This window comes from Paenibacillus sp. FSL F4-0236 (genome assembly GCF_038000135.1).
Classification (GTDB): Bacteria; Bacillota; Bacilli; order Paenibacillales; family Paenibacillaceae; genus Paenibacillus_AQ.
The window spans coordinates 1,648,572-1,660,822 of the sequence record NZ_JBBOBK010000001.1; the positions used below are offsets into that span (position 1 = coordinate 1,648,572).

The following is a 12,251-nucleotide window of genomic DNA, read 5'->3' on the forward strand; positions in this document are numbered from 1 at the left end:
TATTGTTGCGTCATTGATTGTAAAAATAAAAACTACCTGCCATTATTACAGAGAAAGGAAAATTTGTAATCAAAAAATCATTCACGATAGGAGAATTAGAATGACTAATAACTTATTTGTAAACGAGACAAGAGAACAACTGAGCTGGATGAATCGTCCCGAAACTTGGGAATTTACAGATTTAGATGAACTGACATTAATAGCACCTCCCAAATCAGACTTTTTCCAAGACCCGGCAGGTAAACATATGGTAAGCTCAGCGCCATTCTTATCTATACCTGTTAGAGATTCTTTTGAATTGACAACCAGACTTCGTGTCGAAATGCGCCATAAATATGATTCAGGATGTCTCATGTTTATGATGGACCATTATAACTGGGCCAAAATTTGCTTTGAGTTTGACGGACAGTATCCCATAATCGTGTCTGTGGTGACAAGGGAAGGGATGTCAGATGATTGTAACTCCGTACAAGTTGCTGTGGATAATCCATATTTGCGTATCACCAAGCAAAATCATTGTGTTACTTTCTCCTATTCAGAGGACGGAGCGAACTGGGCACTGATCCGATATTTTGGAATGAATAAAGGTGCTGAATGCGTAGCAGGTGTTGTCGCGCAATCCCCGCAGGGTGAAGGCTGCTCGATGAAATTCGAGTATTTGAGTTTGTCTGAATCGAAGGGTGAAAGCCGCTTCTAATGGATCAATTTTTAATAAACAATCCTTTTCGGTCTAACTGTAATTGTTTTGAAGTGAATTGGATGATGAATTCCTCCACGGCGGATATGGTAGCAATGATACATACAAAGACATTCCAAATGGTGTGATCGATGTGGAGAAGCCATAGAGGAGTTATAAATAAGAGGAGTCCGGTCAGTTTATTGCCATAGGTGTGAATGCTTGCGTAAGTTTTGAATCTTCGGAGGGCAACTCCTATCGATGTTATACGGATGACCGCGATCATGAAGATCCATATCATGATTTCGAGCGTAAGTCCCAGAAGCGGATATAGTGTAAATAAGGAGACCGCTAACAGTATCATGTCGGCTGCGGAATCCAGTTTTGCTCCAAGGCTACTTGTTGTGTTCGTCATTCTAGCAATAGGTCCATCGATCAGATCGGTGACCCCGCAAAGGATATAAATTACAAGGAAGGCCAAACTTAGCGGCTTGAGGAATAACAACAACATTGCCAAAATGATTCTGCCAAACGTAATTCCATTGGGTATTCCCTTCATCATTCAATCCCACCTTTGTAAACGACCTTATCTTATTTCTATTTTACCAGAGGAGTGCAAATTCTATAAAAAACAAGCCGGAGCGATTGAATCACGCTCCGGCTTGTTTCTATGTTTGTTAAAGCTTATTGCGCGGATACAGACTTGAACCATTCGTTAACTTCTTTAGTGATTTGGTCACCGCCATTGGATTTCCAATTGGCAACGAATTGGTCAAAGGAGTCTACTGGCAGTTTGCCATAAATAATTTTGTTGAAAGTTTCCATTTCGGACTGACGAAGCAGGTTCCATTTGGAAACCATCGTTGGTGTAGCAGCACCAGTAAAGTAGTTTTGTTTACGAACGTCTAGTTGTGACATAACCACTTTTCCTGCCGCCCAGTTTTCTGGTTTACGGAACTCTGCCATTTGTTTTTCATAAGGTGTTACAGGTGTCTCGCCGTCAGCAAGTTTAACCAAAGTCTTCATAAACAGATCAGGAATACGGGCCGGACCTGTTAAGAATGGGAATTCATTGGAGAAGTCTTTAATCTTGTCTTTATCACTTGTTGGTTCTCCATCAATCATATCCCAGTCGTAACCTTTAGCAAAGCCATATTCATATTGACTGCCTGCAGCAGGGTTAGCTAAGTTATCAAGCAAGTAGTTATAGTACAAGAAAATAGCTTCTGGATGCTTAGCATCCTTGTTAATCATGATACTAGCATTTACACCGGAATTCTGCCATTTGGTTCCAATCAAACCATCTGGTCCTGCTGGAACCGGATAACCTTTAATCTTCGCTCCAGGTACATTCTTCATAAGATCGGGAGCTGGCCAGTCTGGAACCCAGTTGGCGCCTGGCAGAATACCAGCTGCACCTTTCGTGAAGCTCTCAGCGGATTTACCTTCATCCCAAAGGGCGGAGTCCGTGTGAATATATCCTTTATCCATCCATTCGCTAAGCTTTGCGAGTGCTTGCTTAGCACCTGGGTTAATGGAACCATATTCAAGATTGCCATCTTTATCTTTGTTCCATTGTTCCTCAATTGTACCGTATGCCCCGAATAACCAGTCTAGTTGGCCCATCCAGGTATTTGTGTTGTTTTTCAAAGAAATTGCAAGCGGGTACACATCTTTAGGCGCTAAGCCATCAGGGTTTTCGTTCTTAAATTTATCCATGATGTTCTCAAGATCGGCGATGGTCTTAGGCGCTTCCAGCTTCAGCTTTTCCATCCAATCTTCACGTAACCACAAGAGCGTATCATCATTGTCGGTATATTCAAGGATCGGCAGATTATATTTCTTACCGTCTTTAGTGAATGGGTACCAAAGTTCTGGATGTGCTGCAACGTGATCTTTCAGAATTTTGTTTGCATACTTATCAAACAACTCATCGATAGCGATGAACTGACCGGAATCAATAAGCTGATTGGTCAATACTGCGTTAGTTGGTGCAAAAACGAAATCAGGAAGCTTTTCGCCGGAAGCAATGGCAAGTTGAAGCTTTTGTCTGTATTGATCGTCATTTGCAGGATACCAAGTATCTTTATGCTTCATACCCAATGTTTCAAGCATCCAGCGATCGTGAACGTTGTTTTCTTTGGTATCACCTTGAACATACTTCTTAGGCATCAATACGGCACTGAACTCGATCGGTGGATCGTATTTGCCTTTTGCGAAAGCAGCATCTGCTTCGGATTGGGTATTATTGGTAGCGTTACCATTTTTGGCATTCTCATTAGATGTGCCGCTACTGCCACATGCTGTGAGAGTGATAAGTGCTGTGACCGTGAGAAGCGACCACATTTTCTTGAACTTGATCATTCTTCAATTCCCCCTACTGTGTATGATCTTTACAAGTGTAACTTTAACAACTTGTCGGGGATGTCATCTATATGAGATTTTTAGTTTCGATAGGACTCTATCATGTTATTTGTTAGTATCTCTATATTCCTGCGGCGTTACCCCAAACTGCCGTTTGAATACTTTGATAAAATAAGCAGGGTCCATATATCCAATCTCCATGCTGATTTCATAGACTTTTTTATTGGTGGTCTTCAGCTTATGACAGGCACGATCCATCCGCAAGCGCGAGATATAATCGCTAATGCCTTCACCTGTTTCAATCTTATAAATTTTTGATAAATGGGTCGGATGGAGATTTACATGGTCAGCCAGAACACGTAATGATACATCATCATGCAAGTTCTTATCCGTATAATCTTGAATTTTCTTTACATACTCGGAACGTATGTCTTTGATTTCGTTGGATGTGCCTTCTTTTAGATTGGCTAGAACACTTAGCGACCATTTTCTTAGTTTACTAATGCTGGTAAAAGCATCCCCACTTTGCAACGCTTCTATATCGGTCCCCATTAAGTTTGCTAGCGTATGACCATTGCGATGTGCAAGATTCGTGAAAGAAGCAGTAATTAAAAAGCCAGCCTCCATGCAATGCTCCCAGGATTCAGACCATTTCTCATCCAGCTCGGCACAGACGGCAAGCAATTTCTCTTCGGCCGCATCCCAATGTCCACTCTCCAGTAGATGAATCAAAGAGGGTGGGGTATAAAGAGCGTCTAAAGGCCCTTGTGCTGAGGGAAGCTCTAAGTCACTGACCCGCATAATGAATTCTCGCTCATCTCCGACAATTTGGCGGAAAGAGGAGGAGGCCTGATGAAAACGATTCGACAGCTGCTCAGGAAACTTGAACCACTCCGTGATTACAATGGATAGTGAGCCTTTCAGAAATTGCTTGACCTTATATTGAAGTTGTAAAGAAAGCTTCTCTAATATGGATTCTTTCCCAAGATCAGTTTCTTGTTCTTTAAGCTGGAGCAGAAACACAAGATATCCATGTTCCTCTTTAACGCCCCAGACTTCCATAAATTCTCCCATAATCTCTTCAGCCATATTAATAATCGCATATTCAATCAAGGTTTGATCGGTATTATCAAATTCTCTGAATTCTTCTTCCATTCGTACCAGCATCAATGCGGATTCTCCGGATTGAAAGGGCAGATCGTAACTCACGAGCTTCCGTTCCCATTCACCGGCTTGAAAACGATGACCTTGTAAGGCATCCAGTAGCAATCGCCCCCGTAAAACAGGGAGGTTCTCACGGAGGGTAAACTGGGTTCGTTTAAGAGAACTTATAAGCTCCCATTCAGCATTCAATTGATTGATCGCATTTTTGACTGCTCCGAGCAATTCGTCATCAGTCGGCGGTTTAAGCAAGTAATCCACGGTCTTGTTCTGAAGTGCTTTTTTGGCATAATCGAATTCTGAATGGCCGGATAAAATAATACATTTAATTTTTTTGTTATGTTTTCTTATCCGCTCTATCAATTCGATTCCCGTCATTTCTGGCATTTGAATATCTGAGATTACTATATCAATGGGATGCGTATCGATAATTTGTAGCGCTTCACGTGCGGAATAAGCTTTATGCACATGTTCAATTCCTAGCGTATGCCAGGGTTTAGTCATGGAAAGATTATCTACCCAGTGTGCTTCGTCGTCTACTATGATCATCTGCATGTTGTTAGTCTCCTTGATGTTCCTTTAATTTATAACTATCATCCTCAGTTGGGATTTCCCAGATAATTTCTGTTCGGAATCCACCGAGAGGGGATGGCTTGAAGGTAAGACTTGAATGATTGCCGAACAGGTGAATGATCCGCTGATTTGTATTCCAAAGACCACAACCCATTTCCTCCTGCAAAGGCTCCTGCATTTTACGGTTTAATGCTTCTAGCTGATCGGGATTCAAGCCAGGACCATCGTCATCGATATAAATTCTACAGAAACCGTTTGACTTCTCACCACTAATCTTGATCTCACCTGATGAATAGGACTTCGCTACTCCATGAATCACAGAATTCTCCACCATAGGTTGAAGCATTAGGCGAGGTACAGATTGGCTAAGCATATCCTCAGGAATATCAATATGATAATCAATTCTGCCATTACGCAGTTTCTGTATATCTAAATAGTTGACCAAGAGCTTGATTTCTTCCTCCAAAGAAGCCGTCTCCCGTTCCATCCGGGTGGTATAACGATAGTAAGCACTTAGATTATAAGCCATTGAGACGACTGCGTCCTCATCTTTCATCTGGGCCATATTGATAATATAACCAAGACAGTTATAGAGAAAATGCGGATTAATTTGTGCTTGAAGCTGCTTCAGGGTAGCTTCTCGAGCACGGATCTTTTCATTAAATACATTTTCTATCAGGTCTTGAATTTGATGGGACATATCGTTAAAACGACGGAACAGAAACGAAAACTCATTTTGCTCATTGCTATGAAGCCGTACGGAGTAATCTCCTTGCTGTACGCGCTGTAAACCACTGACTAGTTTTTTAATCGGATATTGAACGTTTCTATATAGCAGAATGGAAGAGGATACTCCCACAACAAACAGCAGAATCATTGTGATATAGAATAAATCTCGACTAAGAGAAATCGGTTTGAGAATTTGATAAAGGGGGACAACATCTACTAAATGCCAATCCAAAGAGGCTGATTTCACAGAACTGACCAAATAGTTCTTCCCATTTAGTTTCACTACATCCTGAGTTGTATTCTCCGGAGAGTGATTATCCAGGTAATTAACTAGTTCGTCGGATAGCTGCTTGTCCGCGCTACGGTTGAGGATCGGTTTCTCCCCTTTGTGATAGAAGAACGGATCGCCTTGCCCACCTGCTTTGTACGAATCGAGCATGTTCTGAATGTTCGTATAACTGAAGCTGGCTTCAATGACTAGGCTACTTCCTGTTAATGTCCCCGGCTGAGCTAAGGAATCCGTTAAGAACCAGTAAAAGGATTTTAAATCGCCTTGAGATTCCACACCATGATCACCATACGTCCATCGTCCGCTCATATTTGCTTTTAAATAATCCTCATCATACCCGATGGGTCTGTCGTAATTGGCGATGACATCTTTATTCTGCTGTGAATGAACGGCGTATCTGGTCGGCCAAATATCTGTAACCCCAGCTTGAAGCACCATCTTTTCCTGGAGAATATATCTGGTCTGCATCTGATCATATCGATCTTCCCATACATTTAGTCCATTGAATGCCCTGACGTTGGGATCTCTTGAGAGAATAAGGGTGAAGTCCATCATCTGATTAATTCGAGAATCGATCTGATTGGATAAAAAAGTGAGTTGTTTCGTATTGGACGTCTGCAACTCTTTGCCAACAACCTCGAAGGTGACGTTATTTGAAAAGGTATACATGATAATGATGGGAATGAATAGGAGTATGATCAAGCTGTTTATTTTGGCAAACAGACTAAATCGAGATTGTAAGTTTCCTCTAAGTATTGTAAAGCGCTTCCATAAATTCATAAATGCCCCTCCAGATGTTGTCCTAATAAAACCCTATCAAGCCTAACAATGTTATATAGTCAAACCTGAGAAACGCCTGATACTATTTATAGCAGAGATCCCCATCACACACAAAATATTTTTTTTGGGAACAGGAGAGAGCTATGGAGGCTAATATGGAGGTTAACTCGATACCACAGGCGAGCCTAGAAAGTCAGCCGAGTAAAAAAAGAAAAAAAGGCTTTAATCAACCATGGATTCTCCATTTTATGGTGTTGCCAGCGGCAATCATGGTTTTTATTTTTTCTTATATTCCGATGTCCGGAATTCTTATGGCATTTCAAGACTATAAACCTGCACTAGGTTTTTTTGATTCCGAGTGGGTCGGACTTAAGCATTTCAGGTACATGTGGGAGAATGATTATTTCCTGTCCATTACGTGGAATACGTTATTTTTTGCTTGCTCTAAAATTGTTTTGAACTTGATTATTCCGTTTATCTTCGCCTTATTGCTTAATGAGGTAAGAAGAATGGGCCTTAAAAGAACTATTCAAACACTCGTTTATCTTCCGCACTTTCTGTCTTGGGTTACACTTTCAGGGATTCTCATTGATATCCTTGCTCAGACAGGTATTGTCAATCAATTCCTCACATCTGTATTCGGCATCAAGCCGATTTTCTTCCTAGGAGACGGCAACTGGTTCAGGTTCACTATCATTGCTAGTGATGTTTGGAAAGAGTTTGGTTTCAATACGATTATCTTTTTAGCGGCACTTTCGGGTATCAATCCATCACTTTATGAAGCTGCTGAAGTGGATGGGGCGGGGCGTTGGAAACAAACGATGTATATCACAATTCCTGCGTTAATCCCAATCGCTATCGTAATCGCCACCTTGGCACTGGGTAATGTGCTCAACGCAAACTTTGACCAGATCTTTAACTTGTACAGTCCATTGATCTATCAGCAGGGAGATATCATTGATACTTTCGTGTATAGAGAAGGTCTACTAAGCGGACAGTTCAGTTTCGCAACCGCAGTTAATCTATTCAAATCGTTAATTAGCTTAGTCTTAATTGTAGTCTCTTACCGACTTGCTTATAGATTTGCAGGGTACAGAATTTTCTAGAAAGGATGACAACTGATGTACCATAAAACAATTCCATATCGAATATTCAGTATTATCAATAATGTGTGCTTGACTATCCTTTCCGTGCTCTGCCTGCTACCTTTGTACCACTTACTCATGGTATCTCTTAGTGCATCCGCACCTGCTAATGCTGGATTAGTCACATTCTGGCCGATTGGCTTTACCTTTGAAGCCTATGCAAAGACGTTTAATAATGTCAATTTCCTTAACTCCTTGTGGGTGTCTGTGGAACGGACAGTACTCGGAACAGGACTAGCGCTGGTAGTAAATACGGTTGCAGCTTATGCGCTGTCTAAGGAAACAAGAGTCTTTCGTGCAAGAAACGTTTATCTTTGGTATTTTGTTGTCACCATGCTGTTCAGCGGTGGTCTGATACCGGGTTACATTCTAATTCTGAAGCTTGGTCTTATGAATTCATTGATGGCACTTATTCTTCCTGGATTAGTTGCTGTATTTAACATCATTTTGCTTCTGAATTTCTTCCGTACCGTACCTAAAGATCTTGAGGAAGCAGCTTTTATTGATGGGGCAGGACACTTTCAGACCTTTGTGAAAATATATTTACCGGTCTCCTTACCTGTTATTGCAACCGTCTCTCTATTCCTTATGGTAGGACACTGGAACGCTTATTTTGACGGTATTATTTATATCAGAGATGCAGACAAGCTTCCGCTAGCGACGTTTATGCAGACGATTATCGTTCAGGCAGATATGTCTAAGCTTGATCCGGCAGCCGTTGCTAATTTATCACAACGAACCATCCGGGCCTCGCAGATTTTTATAAGTGCTTTGCCAATTCTATTGGTTTATCCTTTCCTGCAACGTTTCTTTGTAACTGGGATTGTGGTAGGTGCTGTAAAAGAATAATCTCTTTTTAGAAAAAGAGTTTGAAGAAGGAGCTACAGTTCTAGTCCAAGACTAGAACATGTAGCTCTTTTTTTATTTAGATGGATTTCATGGCTAAACTGGATAATTATTGAAAACAATAAAAATATTCAGAAAATTTTCATATGACGATCATGCTAACATAGGCTATAATGAGGTCTAAAAAAGAAAAAAAGAAAACGGGGCATAAGAATGAATCAATTTAAAGGTGAAAAAAATCTTCTCTCAGAGAAGAAGGAGCGTTTCTCTTCCGCCGGCTTTATTTTCGCAGCGATCGGGAGCTCAGTAGGTCTGGGGAACATGTGGAAATTTCCGTATATCACTGGGGAAAATGGGGGTGCGGCTTTCTTCCTTCTCTTCATTGTATGTTTAGTATTGATCGGTTTACCCGTATTGTTGGCAGAGTTGGCCATTGGTCGTAGCGGACGTGGAAGCGCGGCTACTGCATTTGTACGTGCCGGAGGCGGGAAGAACTGGATGGCAGTCGGATTTCTGCAAGTCCTTGCACCATTTTTAATTCTTTCCTTTTATATCATTGTTGCAGGATGGACGTTGAACTACGCAATGATTGCCTTCAATGGACAATTGTTCAGTTCCAGTAATTATGCAGGTGAATTCAGCTCCTTTATATCTGGACCTATGCCAATTGTTTGGCAGGGGATAGCAATCCTTATAACGGCGGGTGTTGTTATTCTTGGAGTATCAGGCGGGATCGAGAAATTTAATAAGGTATTGATTCCTGGTCTGGTTGTTCTCCTAATTGTATTGATGATTCGTGCGGTTACCTTACCAGGTGCAAACGAAGGAGTAGCCTTTTTCCTAAAACCAGACTTTTCGGTGCTGACGGCGGAATCTGCGCTAGTCGCTTTGGGACATGCTTTCTTTTCATTGTCGCTTGGGATGGGAATTCTCCTGACTTACGGCTCATATGTGGATAAAAAACAATCGCTAGGAACTGCTGCACTCGCAGTCGGAGCAGGAGATTTGTTATATGCGTTTATCGCAGGATTGATTATTTTTCCGACGACATTCTCATTTGGGATTGCTCCTGATCAAGGTCCTTCGCTAATTTTCATTGCTTTGCCAGCAGCTTTCTCAGCAATGCCATTTGGTGCATTCTTTGGTGGTTTGTTCTTTATCTTGCTGGCGATTGCCGCTTTAACTTCTGCCGTATCTCTGCTTGAGGTGCCTGTATCTTTCGCGATGGAGCGCTGGAATTGGAGCCGGAAACGTTCAGTTTGGATTTTGTCATTAGTATGTTTCCTCCTCAGTATTCCTTCGGCGATGTCACTGGGAATGGTCCCTGAGCTATCGTTTGGCGGCAAAGCGTTGTTCGATTGGGTGGATTTTGTAACTTCTAACATTATGTTGCCACTAGGCGGTCTGTTGGTTACCATCTTTGCCGGTTATTTCTGGAAAGGGGCAGCAGAAGCGGCTGGGCTTAAGGCAGGTTGGTTCCGCGTTTGGTTGTTTATGCTCCGGTATGTTGCGCCGATTCTGGTGTTCTTGGTGTTGCTTCATACTTCAGGGATTATTAAATTTTAATTTAATTCAATTTCTAAAAAATCATCAAAAAAAGCTCTACGACCCTTGTGGTTGTAGAGCTTTTTTTGATATTGAAGATAAATACATTATTCCTCTAAATCCTACTTGACTAGGTGGATTAATTGGAATATAGTATAAAAAAGATTAAACGAATCAATTCAAAACTAATAATTGTATACAATTATACAAATATATTGTTGAGGCTCTTGCCCGACAGATTATCGATGAGGAGCTACATAAATATGGCGATACGATCACGGAGGTTGTCAAAGGATAATACCTATGATGCATTAAAACAAAAAATTATTGATAGTGAATTAGAGCCGAATCAACCTGTACATGAAGAAAATTTGGCAGCGTTACTAGGGGTTAGTCGTACTCCACTAAGAGAGGCAATACAGAGATTGGAGAACGAGGATTTTCTCATTCGACAGCCAAATGGAAGACTGCGGGTGGCTTCTGTGACACTCAAAGAGGTTGAAGAAATATTCCAAATTCGCAGCATGCTTGAAGGCTATATCGCAAGAAATGCAGCTAAGCATGCTACAGAGAACGATATTGTTAATTTAACGACGATGATTACAAAAATGAAACACTCCTTTCAACTTGGCGACAATCAGAATTTTGTAACCTATGGATTTGAGTTTCATGATTATTTATCAGAAATCAGTGAACTAAAAACATTCGAGAAAGTTCTGAATCAATTAAGAGATCATTCCCTTCGCTATTGTCGATTCGTCTCCATGCATGGAGATTGGAATACACAGGCGGATGAAGAACATGATCTTATCTTGCAAATGATCGCTGACCACAATGAAGATGGCGCTGAAAAAGCAATGCGAGATCATATTTTAAGCAGTCTAACTACTGCACTTGACCGGATTAAAGGTATTGAAGAAAAGTTGGAAGCATAAAGAAAGGGGAGCACTTTACTATGAATATACTTAATGAGGTTGATCAAGCATTAGCGAATCAATTAATTGATGTTCGTAGAAACCTACATAGAGAGCCTGAATTAGCTTATGAAGAATTTAAGACCACAGAAAAATTACGGGAATGGCTGACCCATGCCAATATTCATATTCTAGACCTTCCTTTACAAACCGGACTTATCGCAGAGATCGGACAAGGTAATGGACCTGTTGTAGCTATTCGCTGTGATATTGATGCACTTCCGATAGAGGAACAGACCGGATTACCTTTTGCTTCTGAGATTCCTGGGAAAATGCATGCTTGTGGGCACGATTTTCACACGGCTACGATTCTAGGAGCTGCCTTATTGTTAAAGGCACGTGAAAGTGAATTGCCTGGCAAGGTTAGAGTATTGTTCCAACCAGCAGAAGAAACAGGGCATGGAGCGGAGAGTGTCTTAGCATCAGGAGGACTCAAGGGTGTTGACGCTATATTCGGTTTACATAATTCACCAGACCTGCCTACAGGAGCTTTTGGAACAAGAACAGGAGCTTTAACAGCAGGTGTTGATCGGTTTGAAATTACGATAAAAGGTGTCGGCGCTCATGCTGCTTATCCTGAAAAAGGTGTGGATTCCATTGTCACTGCGGCTCAGATCATTACCTCGCTACAAACCATCGTAAGCCGCCAAAACAGTACTACAGAACCGGTGGTGTTAAGTATCACCAGAATTAATGGGGGCTTCACATGGAATGTCCTGCCGGAAAAAGTGGAATTAGAAGGTACGGTGCGAACTTACAATGAAGAGATCCGTCACCAAATTCCAGTCCAAATGACTCGAATTATTGAAGGGATTGCTGCAGCTGCTGGAGCAGAGGCTAAGCTACATTGGTATCCAGGACCACCAGCAACGATTAATCATGGCGAATGGGCTGACTTTACCAAAGAGGTCGCTTCAGATGCCGGATATATAGTACATGATATCCCTCCGCAAATGGGAGGAGAAGATTTCTCTTTTTATTTACAACAGATACCGGGTGCTTTTGTAAATATAGGATCAGGCCCAGCCTATGCTTTACATCACCCTCAGTTCGATGTGGATGAAGCTGCGATTTTACCCGCTGCGAAGTACTTCGCTTTATTGGCAGAACAAGCGCTGGTGAAGCTACAAGTCAAAGCTTAATTAATCTCCTAGACCTAAATCCTAAAG

General features: G+C 41.5%; 10 protein-coding genes. 6 read left to right on the forward strand and 4 right to left on the reverse strand.

The genetic code is table 11. The features are described from left to right. Window positions 1-100 precede the first annotated feature (100 nt). On the forward strand, window positions 101-697 hold the full coding sequence (locus NSQ29_RS07440; protein WP_341124718.1) for a DUF1349 domain-containing protein: 597 nt from the start codon (window positions 101-103) through the stop codon (window positions 695-697). A 4-nt stretch (window positions 698-701) separates the two neighbouring features. Here NSQ29_RS07440 and NSQ29_RS07445 read toward each other — a convergent pair whose 3' ends face one another. From NSQ29_RS07445 to NSQ29_RS07460, 4 genes are all read right to left on the reverse strand, one after another. Then, window positions 702-1,238, reverse strand: coding sequence for a CDP-alcohol phosphatidyltransferase family protein (locus tag NSQ29_RS07445; RefSeq protein ID WP_231573298.1), 537 nt, complete (start codon window positions 1,236-1,238; stop codon window positions 702-704). A gap of 122 nt (window positions 1,239-1,360) precedes the next feature. Then, window positions 1,361-3,040 (reverse strand): ABC transporter substrate-binding protein, encoded by a 1,680-nt coding sequence (locus NSQ29_RS07450; protein ID WP_076299279.1) that lies wholly within the window; start codon window positions 3,038-3,040, stop codon window positions 1,361-1,363. Between the two features lie 105 nt (window positions 3,041-3,145). Further along, a complete protein-coding gene (locus NSQ29_RS07455) occupies window positions 3,146-4,756 on the reverse strand; it encodes a response regulator transcription factor (protein ID WP_341124719.1) in 1,611 nt (536 codons plus the stop codon). A 4-nt stretch (window positions 4,757-4,760) separates the two neighbouring features. Continuing rightward, entirely contained in the window at window positions 4,761-6,572 is a 1,812-nt protein-coding gene (locus tag NSQ29_RS07460; RefSeq protein ID WP_042189548.1) for a sensor histidine kinase, read from the reverse strand. 155 nt (window positions 6,573-6,727) lie between these two features. Here NSQ29_RS07460 and NSQ29_RS07465 point away from each other — a divergent pair, with 155 nt between their 5' ends. From NSQ29_RS07465 to NSQ29_RS07485, 5 genes are all read left to right on the forward strand, one after another. Beyond that, on the forward strand, window positions 6,728-7,678 hold the full coding sequence (locus NSQ29_RS07465) for an ABC transporter permease (protein ID WP_042132288.1): 951 nt from the start codon (window positions 6,728-6,730) through the stop codon (window positions 7,676-7,678). Between the two features lie 15 nt (window positions 7,679-7,693). Next, window positions 7,694-8,566, forward strand: coding sequence for a carbohydrate ABC transporter permease (locus NSQ29_RS07470; RefSeq protein ID WP_042129067.1), 873 nt, complete (start codon window positions 7,694-7,696; stop codon window positions 8,564-8,566). Between the two features lie 210 nt (window positions 8,567-8,776). After that, the gene (locus NSQ29_RS07475; RefSeq protein WP_042189546.1) at window positions 8,777-10,129 is read left to right on the forward strand and encodes a sodium-dependent transporter; all 1,353 of its coding nucleotides are present in this window, start codon (window positions 8,777-8,779) and stop codon (window positions 10,127-10,129) included. Between the two features lie 242 nt (window positions 10,130-10,371). After that, window positions 10,372-11,043 carry a GntR family transcriptional regulator gene (locus NSQ29_RS07480; protein ID WP_341124720.1) on the forward strand — a complete coding sequence of 224 codons (672 nt, stop codon included), beginning with the start codon at window positions 10,372-10,374 and terminating at the stop codon, window positions 11,041-11,043. Between the two features lie 20 nt (window positions 11,044-11,063). Beyond that, complete coding sequence (locus NSQ29_RS07485) at window positions 11,064-12,224, forward strand: amidohydrolase (RefSeq protein WP_341124721.1); 1,161 nt, start codon at window positions 11,064-11,066, stop codon at window positions 12,222-12,224. Window positions 12,225-12,251: the final 27 nt, after the last annotated feature.